The 19,968-nt window shown below is 64.4% G+C and carries 15 protein-coding genes; 1 reads left to right on the top strand and 14 read right to left on the bottom strand.

The window, feature by feature from the left end; genetic code table 11:
- Positions 1-157: 157 nt before the first annotated feature.
- From HH302_RS17065 to HH302_RS17090, 6 genes are all read right to left on the bottom strand, one after another.
- On the bottom strand, positions 158-1,174 hold the full coding sequence (locus HH302_RS17065) for a substrate-binding domain-containing protein (protein WP_172203454.1): 1,017 nt from the start codon (positions 1,172-1,174) through the stop codon (positions 158-160).
- Positions 1,171-2,055 (bottom strand): family 16 glycosylhydrolase, encoded by an 885-nt coding sequence (locus HH302_RS17070; RefSeq protein WP_216661953.1) that lies wholly within the window; start codon positions 2,053-2,055, stop codon positions 1,171-1,173. Before HH302_RS17070 ends, HH302_RS17065 begins: the two co-directional genes overlap by 4 nt.
- The gene (locus tag HH302_RS17075; RefSeq protein ID WP_172203455.1) at positions 2,052-4,313 is read right to left on the bottom strand and encodes a glycosyl hydrolase; all 2,262 of its coding nucleotides are present in this window, start codon (positions 4,311-4,313) and stop codon (positions 2,052-2,054) included. The genes HH302_RS17070 and HH302_RS17075 overlap by 4 nt, the downstream gene beginning before the upstream one ends.
- Positions 4,314-4,393: 80 nt before the next feature.
- Entirely contained in the window at positions 4,394-5,101 is a 708-nt protein-coding gene (locus HH302_RS22795) for a putative glycoside hydrolase (protein WP_172203456.1), read from the bottom strand.
- Between the two features lie 218 nt (positions 5,102-5,319).
- Entirely contained in the window at positions 5,320-6,219 is a 900-nt protein-coding gene (locus HH302_RS17085; RefSeq protein WP_172203457.1) for an SHOCT domain-containing protein, read from the bottom strand.
- A 66-nt stretch (positions 6,220-6,285) separates the two neighbouring features.
- Positions 6,286-9,648, bottom strand: a complete 3,363-nt coding sequence (locus HH302_RS17090) for a hypothetical protein (protein ID WP_172203458.1) — start codon at positions 9,646-9,648, stop codon at positions 6,286-6,288.
- A gap of 338 nt (positions 9,649-9,986) precedes the next feature.
- On the opposite strand from HH302_RS17090, the gene HH302_RS17095 reads away from it, so the two are divergent.
- Entirely contained in the window at positions 9,987-11,021 is a 1,035-nt protein-coding gene (locus tag HH302_RS17095; RefSeq protein ID WP_172203459.1) for a LacI family DNA-binding transcriptional regulator, read from the top strand.
- Between the two features lie 20 nt (positions 11,022-11,041).
- On the opposite strand, the gene HH302_RS17100 is transcribed toward HH302_RS17095, so the two are convergent.
- From HH302_RS17100 to HH302_RS17135, 8 genes are all read right to left on the bottom strand, one after another.
- Positions 11,042-12,334, bottom strand: a complete 1,293-nt coding sequence (locus HH302_RS17100) for an ABC transporter substrate-binding protein (RefSeq protein ID WP_172203460.1) — start codon at positions 12,332-12,334, stop codon at positions 11,042-11,044.
- A gap of 154 nt (positions 12,335-12,488) precedes the next feature.
- Positions 12,489-13,757, bottom strand: a complete 1,269-nt coding sequence (locus HH302_RS17105; RefSeq protein WP_172203461.1) for a porin — start codon at positions 13,755-13,757, stop codon at positions 12,489-12,491.
- A gap of 42 nt (positions 13,758-13,799) precedes the next feature.
- Positions 13,800-14,141 (bottom strand): hypothetical protein, encoded by a 342-nt coding sequence (locus HH302_RS17110; protein ID WP_172203462.1) that lies wholly within the window; start codon positions 14,139-14,141, stop codon positions 13,800-13,802.
- A gap of 4 nt (positions 14,142-14,145) precedes the next feature.
- Positions 14,146-15,243, bottom strand: coding sequence for an ABC transporter ATP-binding protein (locus HH302_RS17115; RefSeq protein WP_172203463.1), 1,098 nt, complete (start codon positions 15,241-15,243; stop codon positions 14,146-14,148).
- A 4-nt stretch (positions 15,244-15,247) separates the two neighbouring features.
- Entirely contained in the window at positions 15,248-16,612 is a 1,365-nt protein-coding gene (locus HH302_RS17120; RefSeq protein ID WP_172203464.1) for a GH1 family beta-glucosidase, read from the bottom strand.
- Between the two features lie 28 nt (positions 16,613-16,640).
- The gene (locus HH302_RS17125; RefSeq protein ID WP_172203465.1) at positions 16,641-17,483 is read right to left on the bottom strand and encodes a carbohydrate ABC transporter permease; all 843 of its coding nucleotides are present in this window, start codon (positions 17,481-17,483) and stop codon (positions 16,641-16,643) included.
- Between the two features lie 4 nt (positions 17,484-17,487).
- On the bottom strand, positions 17,488-18,456 hold the full coding sequence (locus tag HH302_RS17130; RefSeq protein ID WP_172203466.1) for a carbohydrate ABC transporter permease: 969 nt from the start codon (positions 18,454-18,456) through the stop codon (positions 17,488-17,490).
- Positions 18,457-18,557: 101 nt separating this feature from the next.
- On the bottom strand, positions 18,558-19,814 hold the full coding sequence (locus HH302_RS17135) for an ABC transporter substrate-binding protein (protein WP_172203467.1): 1,257 nt from the start codon (positions 19,812-19,814) through the stop codon (positions 18,558-18,560).
- Between the last annotated feature and the right edge of the window lie 154 nt (positions 19,815-19,968).

Below are 19,968 nucleotides of genomic sequence, written 5' to 3' on the forward strand. Positions count from 1 at the left end.
GGCACCCCGCCCCGATGTTCACGGCGTGCGAGGTCGTGCCCGGCTGACGCTGCGGGCGCTGTCGTGTTGCTGTCCTCATCCCATCCTCCTCTTATGTGGCGCCGTCATGCGGCGCCTTTCTATGAAAGCAATTGTGTGCCCCCCGGCACGGACAATGTCAACGCAGGCGTCGCGTGCTGCCGCGGACGACGAGTTCAAGTGGCGGCACCGCTGGCAGCGCGTCCCCCGCGCCGCTGACGAGATTCACGATCTGCACCGCAGCCGCACTGCCGAGCTCGCGCACGGGCTGCCGAATCGTGGTCAGCGGCGGGTCGGTACTGAGGGCTTCCACGGCGTCGTCAAAGCCGATCAACGAGATGTCGTCCGGCACGCGAATACCGTAGCGCAAGAGCGCCTGCCGCGCGCCGCAGGCGGACAGATCGTTGGCCGCGAATACTGCGGTGAAGGCCGTCGCGCGTTCGAGCAGCGCATGCATCGCTGCCAGCCCGCCGCCCTTGAGGAACCCGCCCTGCACAACCAGGTTCGGATCGAAGCGCAGCCCGGCCTCTTCAAGCGCCTGCCGATAACCGCTCAGCCGATCACGCGCATCCTCCTGGTCGGGCGGGCCGGCGATATGCGCGATTCGCCGGTGCCCCAGCGACAGCAGATGTCGCACCGCGGTGAGTGCACCAGCGCAGTTGTCGATGCTGAGCGAACGCAGCCGTTCGCCATGAGCCTTGCGCCCGGTGACAACAATCGGTACCTCCTCCGCAAGCCGTTGCAGCAGCACATCGTCGAGCACGCCACAAGGCAGGATGACGCCCGCGACGCGCCTCGCGACCAGTGCCCGCACTTGCTCGGCCTCCTCACGCGCTGACCAGTCGCCGCAGACACGCAGCATCGTGTACCCAAGCGATGTCAGCTGCGCGTCGATGCCCTGCAAGAGCGCGTCGAAGTAGCTGCTCTCGGAGGCTTGCACCAGCACGCCGATGGTGCGCGGCGCACAGGCCTGCGTTGCATCGGCCGGCGCACCTTCGGTGAGCAGCGTGACAGCCTCTTGCACCGCACGCCGGCGCTCGCCAGACACGCCGCCCGACGCATTGAGCACACGCGCGACGGTGCTGACGGACACGCCCGCGCGTGCTGCGATCTCTGCCATCGAGACGCCGGGTGGCGCCTTACCCGACGTGCTCATGATGCCGGTTGATAAACCCGCACGTAGTCCACTTCCATCTGCACCGGGAAAATCGTGTCATCCACGGAGCCACCCAGAATGCCGCCGATCGCAAGGTTCAGCAGCAGGTACTGGGGCTTGTCATAGGGCCAGCCGCCATAGCCGTTGCCGGGGTTGGCGAACATGAAGTAGTTCTTGTTATCTACCCCAATCACGATGTGATCTTTGGTCCAGTTGAGCTGATAGTTGTGGAACGCCGTGCAGGCGTCCGACACCTGAGTGCTGCCACCACGCTGCGTACCGTTCATGTGGTTGTACAACTTGGTGTGGATCGTACCGAGCACGGTCGAAGGCGCACTCCCGACCTGCTCCATGATGTCGATCTCACCGTCGTCGGGCCAGGCGCCGCCGGTGCCGAGCATCCAGATCGCCGGCCAGGTACCGCGCCCACACGGCAGCTTCGCGCGGATCTCGTAGAAACCATAGGTCCAGCTGGCCTTGCCACGGGTCACGAGCCGCGCAGAGGTGTAGTTCTGCCCACCCCAGTCCGAAGCCGTCTTCAGCTGCTCCTTGCGCGCCGTGATGACCAGCTTGCCGTTGCTGACGACTGCGTTCTCCGCGCGGTCGCGCGCGTAGTACTGCAGCTCGTTGTTGTACCAGCCGGCCTGGTTGCGATCGGTGTCGTACTCCCAGCGCGAGGCATCGGGTAGGCCGTCGACATCGAACTCATCGGACCACACCATCTTCCAGCCCTCCGGCACGCCGCCAGCGGGCATCGTTGAGCCGCCGCCACCGGTGCCTGAACCGGCACCAGCGCTTGCATCGCCGCCACCGCAGGCGGCAAGCCCAAGGCCCAGCGCAGCGGCACAGATGTAGGTACGAGCACGTGCAAAGTCGTTCATGGTTGCTTTCCTTGAGTGCGCGCTGCGGAACGCGGTGGTACGACGAGTCGTGTGCCATCGCTGAAAACCACCGTGCGAGCGCGCGGGCCAGTGTTGTAAGCGAGATAGGTGCGTACGCCATCTGCGCGGCGGAACACCGAGTACAGCGGCGCGTCTGCGCCGACACTCAGATCCGGGCGCCCGTAGGCGGCGATCGTGTTCATCCAGTGCCAGGTATGGCTGCGTGTTTCACCGTCCTCCACCGCGCCCTTCGGGTTCCAGCGTGCGATCGCGGTCTTCGCGTCACTCAGGGCGTGGTAGCCGAGCAGAATGTCCTGCCAGATGTCGCGCGGCGCCTTGCCATCGCGTGCGAGGAAGCGCTCGAACTCGGCGTCCATCGCGTCGAGGTTACGCAGGATGTAGTCCGGATCGGCCGCGAGGTAGAGCGATGCAGTGGTGAGCGGCAGCAGGTTGATGCCATGCACCTCGCGCGGATCTTCGGTCCACCAGGTGGTGTGGATGTACTTGTCACCCCACACCATCGCCGCATCGACGTTGCTGTACTCGGGCGCAAACACCTTGTGGTGCAGGTCGAACCAGTAGTGCTTGAGCGCCTCGATTTCGGTGGTGTAGAGGTAGATGCCCGCATCGCGAATCCGCTTGTTACCGGTGGCCTCGCCCCACAGGATCATGCCCGCCCAGGCATTGATCGCCTCGGATGACGACTCCTGATTGTTGCCGTCGAAGAACGGCGCGCCGCCGGATGCCCAGGAATGCCCCTCGTAGGCATCGAAGTGCCGCAGGCGCGGGAACATGCGGTTGGCCGGGTCGGTATTGGCGATGTCATCGATCATCAGCTCGACCATGCCGCCCCACTTGTCGCGCTTGGCCCAGTCGGGGTCGCGCAGCGCGATCTGCGCCGCGGCGAAGATCCAGTAGCCGTAGTGGAAGTGGTGGTCGTTGAGTTCGTTGGCAGAGCCGTACTCGTCCGGATAGCCGATCAGCGAACCCACCCGTTTGTTGTAGTGGAAGTAGCGCTCCACTTCGTCACCCGGGGCAAACCAGCGCTGCATGCGCGCCTTGGTCGCGGCGAGGATCGCATCGCGATCGCTGGTGCGGCCCATCGCTTCGACGATGCCCATCACCTGCACGGCGCGGTTGAAACCCTTGCCCTCCCAGTACGTGCCGCGGCTGCCGAGCAGCTGATCGGGCCCGAACTGAAGATCTTCGGCCAGGAAGGCGTCGAGCTGCGCACGCGCGGGGCCTTCCGCCAGTGCCGGCCAGGTCGGTACGAAACCGCGGTAACGGTAGCGTGTCTGGAAGCTGTTGCCGCTGATGAGCTTGAGCTCGCCACGGATCGATTTGTAGCTCAAGGGCAGCACCGCGGGCAGCAGCGGGTTGTCGTGCCACTGGTGCGGATACAGCGCGAAGACCGTGCCCTTCTCGGTTCCCTCACGCGGCTGCGTGGTCGCGAGATAGATCGTGGTGAGCTCGCTGCGCTTCTCGTCGTACTGCCAGCTCACCTTGGTGTCGGTGATGAAGGCAAAGGCGTTGCGCCGCAGCAGGTTCACCTGGGCGGCATCGGCCGCCGGCAGCACCGCAACGCTGAAGTAGCCCTTACCCTTCGGCAACACGAGTTCGAGCGACACCGCATCGGCCTCGCGCCACTGGCCACCCGCTGGCGCATACAGCGCATAGGCGCGATCGCCGACTGCGATGCCCAAGGTGCGGCCGTCGTCGGAGCGCGAGAACACCCGGTAGGGCTCGCTGGCCTTGAAGCGCACGTCACCGCGCGTAATTTCGTAGAAGCTGTAGGGCGAACCGTGCGCGAGGGTGGCCGTCAAACGGTCTGCGCCGTTGGCCATCACGACATCGACGGCCCAATCGGAATAGCGCCCAACCCGTGCATCCGCCGGGGTGAAGGCTGTCGGCGCGATGCTCAGCCGTGAGCGATGCGGCGCAACGATGTCGTTCTCCTCGCGCGTTGCGCTGAGGATCGCTGCCGGCTTCGGCACATCCACCTCAAAGCCTTCAGGCGTGGGGCGATACGAGGCGGGCTGCGCGTAGAGCGGTTGCGGCCAGGGCGAGAAGAGCAGCGACGAGAACCATTTGTTGGTCGGCGCCGGGCCACCTTCATAGCGCACCGGCGGCAACTCGCGCTCGCTGCCGAGTTGCTGCGCTGCGCTGTATTGGCCAAGGCCGAGCTTGACCGTGTCGGCGCGGCTCGTCGTCGCACAAAGAGCCAGTATTGCGACGGCGGCGAATTTGATCGGATTCATCAGGACAACCTAGAAATTCAAAAGGCTCGATGTCGCACGCGCGGCATCGAGCCTTTCATCTGTTACTCAAGCATGGGCGATCAGCTGCCGCACTTCATCGCCACATCAGCGTCCTTGGCCGCGCCGGGCACATAACGCACATTGGCGATCGACATCGACAAAGGCTTGGCCGTATAGATCACCCACGGGGTGTTCACGACCGGGAACTTGGTGCCGGCCTTCTCGAAGCACGCCAGCGGAATCTTCACGGTGGTGAGCTTCTCGAGCGGCAGGCTCTTCAGGTAGGCCGTCGTGTCGACCATGCCCATGCAGGGGTAACGGCAATCGACGCGCACCAGCACCTGATCTTCCGGCGCCTTGTGCAGGATCGTGTCGAACACCAGCGCGGAATCTGCATCGACGTAGTCGACCTGATCATGCGAGGTCTTCGACTGCGAGTAGATCTGGCCCACGCCGCCGGTCCAGGTGACCTTGACGCCATTCACACCACCCACCTTGGTCGGTTCGGCCTTGATGTTGCCGGCGTCCATCGCACCCAACCCCTTGTTCGGCACAACGAAGGCCCAGTTTGCCGGCGTGCCGAGGAAGAGGACGTTCGGGTCAATGCTGCCCTGATCACCGTAGACCTGCAGCGGCTGCAGCTTGCCGGCCTCGGCCGGGGCCGCGGCGGCAGGCGCTGCAGCGGGCGCTGCGCCGGGCGTCGATGCGCAGCCGGTCATCAGCGAAATTGAAAGCGCAGTCATCGCCAGCGCAGCACCGGCGGAAAGCTTGGAGATCTCCTTGATCACGACATCCTCCTTAATGGACTTGGGTTCGCAGCACATTGATCGGGGCCCGGCTTCTTTGTCTGGATTCAGGCCTGCGCAAAGCCTAATGAAAGCGCTTTCATATTACAAGACAGTCACCTCAAACAGCAGGATGAGTCAGGTACCCTGCAGGATCAGGCGGATTTCAGCACTGGGTCGCGCCCGCCCGCGCGCTTGTATGCGGGCGGGCGCGAGATCAATCAGAGGTTCTTCAAGGCCTCGGCACGCTTGGCTTCGTACTCGGCTTCGGTGATCAGCCCTTGGTCGCGCATGCGCTTGAGCAGCACGAGGCGGCTTTCCTGCTGGCTGAAGTGGCGCTGCACAGCGGGGTCCACCGCCGGAGAGGCGGCGGGCTGCGCCGCCGGCGCAGGCGCGGCGGCTGGTGCCACGACGGCTGGGGCTGCCGGTGCGGCCGATGCCGCCGCATCCAGCTGGAAAGCGATCCAGTCGTTGCGGACCACGCGCGCGCCGCTCTGGCCGGACTCAACGATCTTCACCCGATCCGAACTCTTTGCGCGCTTGCCCGGATCAAGCGCGCGGGTCGGGCTGGTGCCCGGCCGCAGGCCAAGCAGCGCATCGGACAACTGCACCCCGACGATCAGCTGCAAGGCCCCATCGGCATAGAACACCCTGCCGGTGTTCGTCAGCTTCGCACCATAGGCACCCAGCTCCTTGTGGCGGCTGGTACTGACAAACACCAGATCCTGATCCGGGCCGGCCTTCGTGAGACTACCGGCGATAGCGCGGGCCAAGCGGGACACTTCGGCCTGCTCGAACAGGGCTACGGTGTCCTTGCCGAGGATCACCTGCACGCTGCCCAGCGCACGTGTCACCGCGTCGGCGGAAAGCAGAACCGGGTGCTGATTCGGCGCGCCCTTTTCGGCGCCGCTGCGCTGCTGCAGTTCGATGTAGTCCCACGGACTCAGATTCAGCCGATCAGTCGGATTCGCGACCCACACCGTGATGCGGCTTTCGCTGTCGCTGAACAGATCGGTGAGGCCGTCAAGCGGACCGGCGTGCGCCGCCGGCGCACCGGCGAAGGCTGCAGCGGTCGCGAGCGCCAGGCAGAGCCGGCGGGTGGAAAGGATCGATCTGTTCATGCTTGCCTCCTGATTCGAACCGGTCGGCGCGCCCTCGCGCCGCACCGGCTTGCGTTGTTGTCTTGCCTAACCGGTGGCGTCGCCGGCCTCCCGGCCAAGCACCACCGTCAATCGTTCGATTGCGCCATCGCGCAAAGCCTGCGCATGCGGCGCTGGCAGCTGACGGCCGCTGATCGTATGCCGCACGCCATCGTTGTAATGGACCCGATAGCCCTGCACCTGCACACCGTCCAGGCCCCAGGTGTCGCGACGCAGCGGGTTCTCCAGCACCAGCAGGCAGTCGCCAAGGATGCTGAATGCCAGCGAACCGGCGGGCAGCGTCGCTTCGCGTGCGACCTCCTTGCCGCTCGGCCCGGGGGCGACGATACCGCTTGCGCTGGCGCGCCGCACATGCCGCGCGTCGGTCGTAAACAGCTCACCAGGCAGCGCCGGGCGTGCTTCGAACACCAGCGCACCATCGTCGCCCTGGCGGAACGGCCGTTCGCCCAGAATCGCCAGCAGCAGCATGTTGTAGAACTCACTGGTGCTGCCCGACAAGCGCGCGGAGAAGCCATTGCCGTGCAAGGACGCATCCGGATTGGCGCTGGTGACGATGAAGGAGACGTTCTCGAAGATCGAGCGGCCGTACTTAGCGGGGTCACGCCACGGCACCAGACCGCTGTGCGCTGCCTGCCAGAAGCTGTCGTAGAGCCCCGCACGCAGCAGCTCGAGCAGGTACTTGTAGGCCATGTGCAGGAAGATCGACTCGTTCTCCAGCCAGCCCGGCGTAAAGGCTTGCAGGCGGCCGATCTCGAGCGGCATCCGCTGTGTCGACCCGCTCACCTTGTACATGCCCAGCGGTGCGTCGTAGAGCTCCGATTCGCGCACCCCGGCGGCAATCCGCGCGGCGGCCGCAGTGTCTTGCGCAAGCCGCAGCGCGTGCACGCTGCCTTCGATGAAGGGGGCCACCGGCTTCGCTTCGAAGCGGATCGCGCGGCAGGTCTGCATCGGTTTGCCGTGCAACTCGCGCGTCATGTCAAGCGGCGCATATTCGACCAGGTCGAACATCCAGTAGGTGGTACAGATGCCTAGCTTGTCGTCGAACGCACGTGCAATGCCGGCAGCCAGCAGCTCGGAAGATTGGGCCAGCCAGTCGCGCAGATCGGCCAGTGGCCAACGGCGCTCACGGCCGGAGAGATCCTCCAGCAGCTGCGAACGATAGGCTTCGCGCGCATCGGCCGCCTGCGACCAGTATTCGAACGCGCTGATGCTGCCACCGAGGCGCACTGCAACGAGATGGCGGACCTCGTCGAGCAGCGTGGCGGCCTCTTCTGGCAGCGTCACGCTTGCGCCCTGCAGCGCGTAGTCGTCGCACCAGCGCAGGATCAGCCGCACCAGGCGCAACAGCTCCTGGCTCTCGTTGATCGACGAGCCGAACAGACCAGGCAGGCCGTTGATCGAATCGTTCCAGTTCGGCTTGTCGGCCTCCATCTCGATCCCCATGCCGGCAGGGTCGAGGGTTGCAAGCTTCACCGTGGCAAGCAGGACCAGCTTGGAAAGCAGGCTGGAACGGTAGATCGCGCCATCGCGGGTGCGCACCTTGTCCGCCTCGCAGCTACGCGTGGCTATCAGTGCCGCCTTGCCTTCGTCGAGCTCCACCGCCTCGTACTGGCGTGGGCCGTTCGCTGTCAGCACGTACTTCTGCGCGCGCGGCAGCACCCGCACCGCATTGTCGAAGTAGCTGAAACGGCGCTCGGCCGTCAGCAGCGCCGCCATGCGATCCGGGAAGAGGCCTTCGAAACTCTCGATCAGGTCGAGGTTGTAGAACCAGTGGTCGGTCCAGAAGCCTTCGCCGTGCTCGGCGTCTTCGAGCTTGCGACTCGCCAGCACCAGCGCGGAAACCAGCTCGAACAGCGGCCCGCGCAGCGTCGCCTGATGCTCCGCAGCCCAGCGGATCACCGTATCCGGAATCCACGGTTTCGCCAGCGCGCCGAGCAGGCTGTCGTGCAGCGCCGGCGGTACCAGGCGGTCGAGCGCCGGCTGTGCGGCCGCCACGTCGAGCTGGTAGCGCAGCCCTTTCACCACTTGCGGGTTGTAGCCGTCGAGCTGGATCAGGTTGACGAAGTACTCGATGTTCGCGGCGCCGACATCCGGGTTGAACCACACATCGTTGCGGCGGTTCTGGTTCACATCGCGGTAAGCGCCATTCCCCTGCGAGAAGTAGGTCGGCGCGAGGCGGAACTGGTTGTAGTCGCGCTCGATGTCACCATGGCGGCGCGAAAACAGGTACAGCACATCCCGCCGTTCGGCGTTGCCGATCGATAGCGGGTAGCCGCCGCGCAAGAGGTTGTCGAGGAAGTTCTGGCCGGCATAGGCGTTGAGCCGCGCATCCTCGGTAACGAGAAAGCAGCGATCCATCAGCGCGCGCACCAGTTGCTCGTTCTCGTCCGCCTTGGCGGCGAAGAAGGCGGGCGTGGCGTACTGCGGCAGGCGCGCGTTCCAGTCCGCAAGGCTATCCACCTTCGCGAACAGCGCATGCAAGGTCACCGATTCACCCGCCGCGAGGCTGACACCGCCATGCGCCAGCGCGCTCGGCGTGCGGTTGCCCGACTGCTGTTCGGCGCGCCAGCGGTACTGGCCGCCAACGAACTGCTCCGGAAAATCGAAATCGGTGACACGCCCGAACACTTCCTGCGGATCGATCACCGGGTCGAGCAGGCGGGTTTCGCCGCCCTGCGTGAGCGTCGCGAAGAAGGCATGCCCCTTGTCGATCGGCTTCACCTCGGCGGTGTCGGCGAAGGTCACCTTCAGCCGTGCGTAGGGCGCGCGCTGGTCGAGGTTGTCGACGGTGTACCACGCCTCGATCGTGCGCGACATGTGCTTCATGGCCCAGTCGTTGAGGCCATAGGGCATGAACTGCGGCAGGCCATCGACAAGCTGCAGCACGACCGGCTCGGTGGCCGTGTTCGTGATCACCAACTCACGCGCCAGGGCCGCGATCGGTTCGTTCGGAATCGTGAAATAGCGGACCTGGAAACGCAGACCCAGCGCGGCATCCTGCTCTTCGAGGCGCAGATCCCAGGGGCTGATGCTCAAGTGACGCGACGGCTCGTTCGCGCGCGCAGCGAGGCTGTCACGGAAGGGCTCGACATAGCCGCTGCGCTCACCGCGCGTCCAGTGAACGAAGGTTCGGAAGCCGGTGCTGCTCGTCAGGCGGTAGGCCTTGTTGGCCGGCTGGAACTCGACGATCGCGCCGTCCTTGTCCTGCACACCAAAGCTGCTGACGCCCTGCCCGCGGTTCACGTAGAACGCCCACAGCGGCACGCCCATCACACCGGCGATGCCAGGAAAGAAGCTCGCGAAGGGCTTGGCGCGGTGATAGCCCTCGATACGGAAACGCTGCGGATCAGCCGGATCGACGAGGTAGACGGGTTCGGAGCTTGGATTCATCGTGGCACCAGGAAGAGAGCGTTACCCCGAGCCGGCCGCGCTGCGCCGGACGCCGGGAAGTGATGGATGGTTCGGTTCTCTCTTCGCTCGAAGCCGCTTTTCGCGGGAAAAGCTTGCCTTGGATCGTTTGAAGGGAACAGAATATTGAAAGCGCTTTCAATGCGCAAGAAGCTCAGCTCGTGCGGCACGGATACCTGCAGTGCAGCAGTACGTCGCCCGCACTTTGCGGCACATCGTCGCGTGATGCCGAAGAATTGGCACACTTGAGATGTCCGACAGGCGCGATACGCGGCTGATCTGATATACAACCCTGAACACAGCTCGCCCCCCCGCACTTCATGACGACAGACCGCCCCATCCCGTCCGAACTGCCAGAGAACATCACGCTTGAGATGGTGGCGCGAACCGCCGGCGTATCTCCGGCCACGGTGTCGCGCATCCTCAACGGATCGGCGCGCGTCAGTGAGCGCAAGCGGGCCGCCGTCGAAGCGGTGATCAAGGAGCTCAACTACCGCCCGAACGCGCTCGCACGCGGGTTGGCTCAAGGGCGTACCAACAGCATTGGCGTGCTCACGCAGGACATTGCATCGCCCTTCTACGGCGAAGCGCTGCGCGGGATCGAGAACGCCCTGAAGGACACCGGGGCGATTCCGCTGATCGTCAGCGGGCACTGGCTGCTGCGTGACGAGGTGGAGCGCCTCGAACACCTGCTCTCGCGCCGTGTCGATGGCCTGATCGTGCTGACGGGCAGCCTGCCGGACGAGATGCTGCTCCGCTACGCCACGGAAGTGCCGCTGGTGGTGACCGGACGCGACCTCGAAGGCCCCAACCTGATGAGTCTGCGTTTCGACGACTACGTCGGTGCACGCATGGCTACGCAACACCTGATCGATCTCGGCCACAAGCGCATTGCGCACGTCGCCGGCCCGCTGGACCACTTCGACTCGATCGAACGCCTGCGCGGCTACCGCGAGGCGCTGGTCGACGCCGGCATCCAGCCGGACGACGACCTGGTGGTGCATGCCGACTTCCATGAGCCGGGTGGCTTGCTCGCGATCAACCAGTTGATCGCGGCGCGCACGCCCTTCACGGCGGTGTTTGCGGCGAACGACCAATCGGCCTTCGGCGCGCGGCTTGCCCTGCATAGCCATGGGATCCGCGTGCCGGAGGACATTTCGGTGGTGGGCTTCGACGACCTGCCGGTCTCCAACTACGTCGTGCCGCCGCTGACGAGTGTCAAACAGCCCGCCTACGAGATGGGCGAGATCGCTGCGCGCGCGCTGGTTGGCATGATCCACGGCGAACCGGCGAAGGGGCGTTTGCCTCAGCCCGAACTGATCGTCCGGGCCTCGTCCCGCCCGCTTCGCCGCTGAGGTCGTGCGTCGCAACACGATCAGGGGCGCTGCGGCGTACCCGCGGCGATCCGCTTGCCGAGAATGATCGCGCTGACTTCGTCGCGATGGGCGTAGGCGATGCGCTCGCCCTGGATCTCGCCGATGCCGACCATGTCGGCCGAGATCGCCTCGTGATCCTCACGCGAGAATGGTGCCTGGTAGGTCGTGATCACCCCGAAGACCGGCGCCTTGAGTGATTCGAGCGCGCCGCGCACCGCGTTGCGCTCTGCACTCTGAACTTGCCGGCTCGCCGCTGCGAGCAGCAACATCGCGTCATAGCCTTGCGCCGCCGCCGGCAGGGCGGCGATCGCCTCGGCGCCGCCCTGGCGCTTGAGCGCGAGCAGGAATTCCTGCCGACGCGAGTTGATCGGATCGGCTACGAGCGTGGTCGGCATACGTACCGCCTGGCCCGACTTGCCCGCGCCCTTCACAAAAGCTGCGCTCGCAAGGTCGCTGCCGCCAACGATGGGCACGTTCCAGCCCATCCGCGCACGGGTGCGCACAATCGCTGCGGTCTCAGCGGTCTGCCCCCACACAACCAAGGCATCAACCTGGGCCGCGCGGGCCTGGTTGAGCAGGCCGACCATGTCGGTCTGGCCACTCTGGAACTGGGCGACGAAGGGCGCCAGCATGCCGCCTTCGGCATCGCGAACCCAGGCGCGCAAATCGTCCGGCTTGCCGTTGAAGGGCGGCGCGTAGAGCCGCCGACGCAGGCGGTCGCGCAGCATGTCGCGCCCCGCGTTGCCATAGGGCGATGACTCGACGAGGATGCCCAGGCGCTTGTAATGCTGGCGATCGATCGTCTCGCGCACGATCAGGTCAGCTTGGGCAAGATCGCTCGCGGCCACGCGGAAGATGTAGTTGAGTTTGTGCATCGGCGGCTCGAACAAGCGCGTCAGCGACGAGTCAGAGGCGCCAGCGATCAGCACCGGCACGCCGGCTTCCTGCAGGGGTTGCAGCGCCCGCATGGCGACCGCGCTGCTGGTGAATCCGATTACATAGTCGACACCGCCGCGCGCGGCGATTCGTTTGGCTTCGTCCTCGCCGCGATCCGGATCGTTCTGGTCATCGACTTCGACGAGCACGATCTTGCGGTCCGCGAGGCCGCCCTTCCAGTTGAGTTCTTCGACGGCGAGGCGAACGCCTTGCCGCATGGACAACCCGGCTTCGGCAGTCGGGCCGCTAAATGTTCCGACGACACCGATACGCACCGGGGCCGCAGTCTGTGCAACCGCGTGCGACGCAAGGCATGCCAGCCCCATTGCCAGCACAAGCGTGATGAGCCTGCTCATGGCCATCTCCTCCAAACGTGGTCTTTAGTCTGCGCCCACCTTTTTTGACGGCGGGTCGTGGGGCACCCGGTGCGGACGGCATGTCGCCGCCCGCACGCGGGTCAGCACCCAGCAGCCACCCTGGGGGCGACTGTGGGGTACAGGGGCAAACCGATCAGAAGTGCATCAGCCAGCCAGCTTCGAACTTGGTGGCGCGGGTATCGGCCTCGAAGCTCGAGATATCAGGCGTGGTGTACTTCTTGCTGATCGTGTTGATGCGCAGGAAGGGCTGAGCGCCAACACCAAGGTTGTAGAGGGCCCAGAAGTCCAGGTTCACGCGCTCGGTCTTCAGACGGTTGAAGGTCTTGCCGGCGTCGTCACCCACGCGGATCGTGTAGGCAGCACCCCAGGCAGCCGGCGTGTTCCACTTCATCGTTTCGAAGCTGGCGTAGCCCTGCAGGCTCCACGACGAGATGTCGTAGGTCGCCTTGAAGGTCAGGTCGCCTTCTTCGATGAAGTTCTTGGTGCCGTAGTTCTGCTCAAAGTCCTTCGGACGGTTGTAGCCGTAGTGGTAGGTCGCCGCGAGGTTGACCGGGCCAAGGCGCGTCTTGCCGGTGAAGCCGTACGACATGTGGTTGACCTTGCCGCCGCTCGACGTGACGTACTTGTCGCCGAAGTCGCCGTCTGCATACAACAGGCCGGCACCCAGCAGGCTGCCATTGCCGAAGTCGTAGGTCATGACACCGGTGTAGGCGTAGCCGTTGCTCTGGTTGTCGCCCGAAGCGTTTGCATTGCTTTCGGTCTGGAACTGCAGCTCGACGCCGACCGGGCCGAAGCTGTTGCCGTAACGCAGCGCGTTGCCGCGGATGTCGGACATCGCGTAGTAACCGCGCTGGTCACCCCAGACCGGATCAACCGTCGTCAGGTCATACAGCAGGCGCATCGGGTTCATGATGTTACCGACCTGCAGACGGCCGTACGGCGTAACCAGGGTGCCGTAGACTTCGTCGTTACACATCGGGCCCTTGCTATCGCCGTTCACATCGCCGTACGACGAGAAGCCGCCGTGGCCGTTTTGCGCGTAGTTGTCCTGCGCAGCAAAGAACGGGTCCCAGTTGTGTTGCACCGGCAGCGCATTGCTCTGCCACGCGCCATTCGCACCGCTCACCGTCGTCGCCACGGTGTTGCAGTTGAAGCCGATGTTGTAGCCGTTCTTCAGATCCTTGGTGCCGGACAGGAACAGTGCGAACAGACCATCGACCGAGGTCTTGGTGTTGTCGTAGCCGGTGTTCCAGTCGCCGCTGCGGCTCATCGTGCCGACGCGCGCCTGCACATCGCCGCTGACCGAGATGTCGGCGCGTGCGCTGGTTGCAGCCAGGCCAGCCAGCGCCAGTGCAACGGCGCAGACGATCTGACGGCGGCCGGTCGTAAGAGTGGTCCTCATTATTGCTCTCCTCACTTTTTGTAAATGCCCCGCTGGGGGCGTTCAGGTGCCAAGCGCGCGTGGCTTGTGCGAACTACATTGCGAATGCGCTTTCACGACCGCATCCGCACCAAGAACCTGGAAATCGTTGAATTCAAAGCCGCTAACACGCCGCGGCGTCTCGCGGGTTTCGCTGCAAATGACAGCGCTTTCATTCTTCAACCAAAAAAAGGAACCGAAAACGCGCGCTGCATCGCCCACTCGCCCAGAGAAAGGCGGGCAGACCTCCGGTGACGGGAGGTCTGCCGCTAAATAGCCACAGGAGTGGCAGGAGGTGGGCTGTTCGGTGGGCCGCGCCGGCTGGCCGGGCAACGCCACATCAATGCGGTGCGTGATCGGGCTCATCGCTTTACTGGCGCGTCAGGCTGCGGCCATCGGCCGCAAACAGGTGGAAGCTGCCGATGCGCGGCATCAGCCCGATGCGGGCGCCTGCCTTCACCTCGGCCGGGTAGTCCGCGGCCTTCAGCGTGAGCGACTGACGCGACACGACATCCGTTGCATATACGATCGTCGCGTCACCCAGATGCTCGACCAGATCGACCGTGGCCGGGAGCCCAAGACCTTCGTTGACCACCAGCAGATCCTCGGGACGAACGCCGAGTTGCAGTGGGTCACCGTTGCTCGGCGCGGCCATGCCGGCAAGCGGCACGCTGCGAACGACATCACCGAAGTGCAGATCGAGCGCGTCACCGCGCAGCACGCCGGCGCGGCATTCGATGAAGTTCATCTGCGGGCTGCCGAGGAAGGCGCCGACGAACTGATTCACCGGCCGGCTGTACAGATCGAGCGGACGACCGACCTGCTCCACCTTGCCGCCATTGAAGACCGCGATCCGGTCACCGAGCGTCATCGCTTCGACCTGATCGTGGGTCACGTAGATCATCGTGGTCTTCAGTTCGGCGTGCAGCTTCGCAAGTTCGATCCGCATCTGCACGCGCAGCGCTGCGTCGAGGTTGGAAAGCGGCTCATCGAACAGGAATACTTTCGGCTTGCGCACGATCGATCGACCGATCGCGACACGCTGACGCTGGCCGCCCGACAAGGCCTTGGGCCTGCGGTCGAGCAAGTGCGAGATCTGCAGGATCTCGGCCGCGCGGCCGACGGCGGCTTTCACTTCTTCCTTCGGCTTGCCGGCGAGCTTGAGCGCGAAGCCCATGTTCTCGCCAACCGTCATGTGCGGGTACAGCGCATAGCTCTGGAACACCATCGCGACGCCGCGCTGGGAGGGCTGGATATCGTTGGCGCGCACGCCATCGATCATCAGGTCACCGTCGGTGATGTCCTCGAGGCCGGCAATCATGCGCAGCATCGTGGACTTGCCGCAGCCGGACGGCCCGACGAAAACCATGAACTCGCCGTCATGCACATCGAGGCTGAGTCGCTTGACGATCTCCGGCCCCTCGCTGTCATAACGCTTGCTGATCTTTCGAAGAGAAACACTCGACATTTTTCTATCCCTGCGTCGTCGCGCCGTTTCGTTGCGCGGTGATGTAAGCGGCGTACCAGCGCGCGCTGTCCTTGAGTACGCGACGCTGGGTCGCGTAATCCACATAAATCAGACCGAAGCGTTTGGCGTAGCCCGAGTCCCATTCAAAGTTGTCGAGCAGGCTCCAGTGGAAGTAGCCACGCACATCCGCGCCGAGCGCAATCGCCGCGCGCAGGGCTTCGAGATGGCGGGCGAGAAAATCGACCCGGCCGCTGTCGTGCACCGCATCGCCTTCGAGGACGTCGGCACATGCACAGCCGTTCTCGGTGATGTAGATCGGCGGCGGGCTGTAGTCGCGGGCGATCCGCACCAGATGCTCGGTGAAGCCTTGCGGGTAGATCTCCCAACCCATGTCGGTCACGCCCAGCTCGCACGGCGCGCGCTCGCCGGCGGCGGCGCCAGCCCAGATGCGGCTGTAGTAATTGATGCCGAGGAAATCCATTGGCGCGCCGATCAGGGCCATGTCGCCGGGCTGCACATCCGGCGCATCGGCGCCCAGGTGAGCGAGCAGATCGGCCGGGTAGGCGCCGCGGAACAGCGGGTCCATGAACAGGCGATTCACCATCGCATCGGCTAGGCGCGCAGCACCGCGAGCCTCGTCGGTCGCAGCTGCCGGATACGCCGGCGACTGGTTGAGCACGATGCCCAGCGCAGCACTCGCGCCGACGGCACGCATCGCGCGCATCGCCAGGCCATGTGACAGCAGCAGGTTGTGCGCGACCTGGTAGGCCGCCTTGCGGTCTTTCAGGCCCGGCGCAAAGCGCCCTTCTTCGTGACCGATCATCGCGGTGCACAGCGGTTCGTTGTGCGTCGCGATCGTCTTCACGCGGTTGCCGAAGCGACGGGCGAACTCCGCCGCGTAGTCCGCGAATCGGGCCGCCGTGTCGCGGTTGCGCCAGCCGCCCTTTTCTTCCAGTGCTTGCGGCAGATCCCAGTGATACAGCGTGGCATGCGCGGCGATGCCTGCTTCGTCGAGCGCGTCGAGCAAACGCGCGTAGAAGTCCCAGCCCTGCTCGTTCCAGGCACCAGCGCCGTCGGGCTGCACCCGCGGCCAGGCGATCGAGAAACGATACGCGTCGATGTTCAGCTGCTGCATCAACGCGACATCTTCGCTATAGCGGTGGTAGTGGTCGCACGCCACAGCACCGGTGTCGCCACCCGCCACCTTGCCCGACTCACCGGCGAACACATCCCAGATCGACAGGCCGCGCCCGCCTTCGTTGGCGGCGCCTTCGATCTGATAAGCGCTCGTTGCGACACCCCACACAAAGTCAGCCGGAAACGGCTGCTTCGTGAGGGCTTCGCACAGAGGAGAGGCTGTCGGGTTCATGGTTCGCGGTTGGTCTGGCACGAGGGCCTCAGCCCTTGATGGCACCCGAAGTGAGGCCCGCGATCAGGCGACGCGACGAGATCACGAAGATCACCAGCAACGGCAGCACAGCAATCGCAGAACCGGCGGAGATCGCACCCCACGGCACTTGGCCAGTACCTTGCAGCGCACGCAGCGCAAGCGGCACGGTGAACATTTCCATGTCGCGGATCACGATCAGCGGGCCGGCGAAATTGTTCCAGGTGCCGATGAAGGTGACGAGCCCCAGCGTGCCGAGTGCCGGTGTGATCAGCGGCAGCACGATGCGCCAGTAGATGCCGAACTCGCTGCAGCCATCGATGCGCGCCGCTTCGGTCAGCTCACGCGGAATCGCCGAGCTGATGTACTGGCGCATCATGAAGATGCCGAAGGCTCCGCAAGCGCCCGGAATGATCAGCGCCTTGGGCTGGTTCATCCAGCCCAGCCAGCTCATCACCAGAGCGGTCGGGATCATGCCGACGAAGGACGGCAGCATCACCGTGGCCATGATCACCGCGAACAAGCGCTCCTTGTACTTGAAGTGGTACATCGCAAACGCATAGCCAGCGAGCGAGCAGAAGAACAGGTTCAGCACGGTGACCGCAATCGCGATGTAGAAGCTCCAGCCGAGGTTCTTCCAGAAGAACGGAAGCTTATCGAGCAGCAGATTGAGGTTGCCGACGAACGCGTCGCCGAACCACACCGGGGGCGGCACCGAGAGGATTTCTGTATTCGTGTGCGTAGCAAACACGAACATGAACCAGAACGGCGCAAGCATGATGATCGAGCCCGCGGCGACGATGAAATACGCAAACCAACGGGTCGGGCTCACGCGCTTTGTGACGATAGCCATGGCCTCAATCCTTCTGCGCAAAGATCTTGTTGTTCACCACCGTCAGCAGCGCGATCAACATGAAGAGCACCCACGCAACGGCGCTGGCGGTGCCGAAATCGCTGTCGACGAAGGCGGTGTTGTACATGTGCATCGCGGCGGTCTTGCCGGCCTGATCCAGGCCGCCCGTGCCACCGGTGATGATGAAAGGCTCTTCGAACAACTGCAGGTTGCCGATGATGGTCATCGTCACCGCCAGGAACATCATTGGCTTGAGCAGCGGCAGCGTGATGTACCAGAACTGCTGGCGGCGCGAGGCGCCGTCGATCGTTGCAGCCTCGTACAGATCGTGCGGAATCGTCTGCAGCGCGGAGAGGTAGAGCACCGTGTTCCAACCGACATAACGCCAGAACACGACGAAGGCGATCATCGGCTTCGTGTATTGCGGTTGGCCCCAATCGATGTTGGACGTCGGGAACAGCCATGCAAGCGGATGGAGGCCGGCGACTTCAAAGTTGCCGACTGACGTCAGCACCAGGTTGACGATGCCGAAGTCACGCGAGAACAGCGAGTTGAAGACCAGCGCAATCGCAACGCTCGACGTGATGAACGGCAGAAAGTAGATGCCGACCACGGTGTTGCGGTATTTCGCCAGGTAGGTGTGGGCGAAGAAGGCCAGCGGAATCGCGACAAGATGCTGCGGCAGACCAGAAGCGATGGCGAGCCAGATGGTGTTGAAGAGCGACTTGTGGAACCACTCATCGCCCAGCACGAATTCGTAGTTTTCGATGCCGACCCAGACCATGCCACCGAGGCCGGTTGCCGCATCCCAGGAGTGGAACGAAAGCCAGACGGAGAACAGCAGCGGGAAGAGCCCGAAGCACAGGAACAGGATGAAGAACGGGCTGATGAACACATAGGGTGCCCATTCCCACGGCTGCAGCCTGCGGCGGCTTTTCGCGGGCGCAGCAGCACCCGACCGAGTGATAGACATCGGCGCTTCCATTGCAATACTCTCCGAAAGAAAAGGTGGCCGGGGTGATTCTCGGGAGAGGGGGGGGTTGAGAAGGACAAGCCCACCCCGGCCGGGGGAACTTAGCGTCGGCGGGCGCGTCGCTCGATCAAGGCCTTGGCGTCAGCCAGCGCCTTCGGAATGTCCTTGTTCTGCTCGATCACTTTCTCGAGCTCGGCATTCACGATTTCCTGCGCGATCGAGTCGTACTTGTCGACATCGATGGCCGGGATCTTCTCCGCCGCAACCTTCCACAACTGGCGAGCCTTCTGGCCGCCGAGGAAGTCGATCGGCTGATCGATGAACGGATCGTTCTGCGCTTCGATCAGGGCAGGGAAGGCGTCCAGCTTGCGGAACGACTCGATCTGCATGTTCTTGTCGAGCGTGAGGAACTTGATGAACTCCCAAGCCTCCGGCTTATGCGCCGCCTTGGTCGGGATCGCATAGAACGAACCGCCCCACGACGCGAAGGCACCCGCCGGCAGCTGCGCGGCACGCCAGGCACCCTTGGTGTTCGGTGCAAGCCAGGTCTGCAGGTGGCCGGCGAGCCAGGCACCCATCATCTGCGTACCGATCTGGCCGCGCTTGAAGCCCTCGGACCACTCGTTGCTCCACGCGCTGATCTTGCCGTCGACACCGGCGGTGTGCGCCGCCTTGGCCAACTCGAAAGCCTTCACGAAGCGCGGCGTATCGACCACGCTCTTGCCGGCCTTGTCGAAGTACACGCCTTCGCCATCCTTCAGGCCCGAGCGGATGTAGATGTCCTTGATGTCCGCGGCGCTGGCGACCAGGTAGGCCCCGGTGGCGGCCTTGAGCTTCTTGCCGGACTCGATGTACGACTCCCAGCTCTTGGTCAGGTCGGCTTCGGTTACGCCGGCCTTGTCCATCAGATCCTTGCGATACAGCAGCGTGCCGGGGCCGATGTCGGCCGGAATTGCAGCAAGGCTGCCGTTGGGGCCGGTGGCTTGCGGCACGGTGAAGCGCGCGAACTTGTCCTTGAACTGCGCCGCGTTGTACGGCGGCTTGCCCAGGTCTTCCAGGCCGCCCGATTCGGCAAACTTGCCGATGAAGCCCACTTCAACCGCCATCACGTCCGGCAGGTTGGCACCGGTCGCGAGCGAGGTGGTCATCGCCACATGGTGGTCGGCGTAGGCCAGGCTCACCAGCTTGATCTCGACATCCGGATGCAGCTTCTTGTAGAGGGGAATCGCCGCCTTCACCGCCGCATCGAGGGCGGGGAATGCCGCAACCGTGATGGTCGTCGCGGCGTCTGCCGCCGATCCGCACAGTCCGGCCACAACGGCCGCCGCAATGACGCGGCGCTTGATCAATACACGCATGCTCATCTCCTCTGGATTTGGACGACCTGAAAGGCTGTTTTATGTTTTGAAAGCGCTTTCAGTACGGCGCCAGTGTAGCGCTCCGGGGGTAAGGCGCGTCAACCCTCCCCGACGCAATGGCACAAGCCGCGTCACCTGCCCCCCTCGATCTTGC

This window comes from Niveibacterium sp. COAC-50 (genome assembly GCF_013184235.1).
Classification (GTDB): Bacteria; Pseudomonadota; Gammaproteobacteria; order Burkholderiales; family Rhodocyclaceae; genus Niveibacterium; species Niveibacterium microcysteis.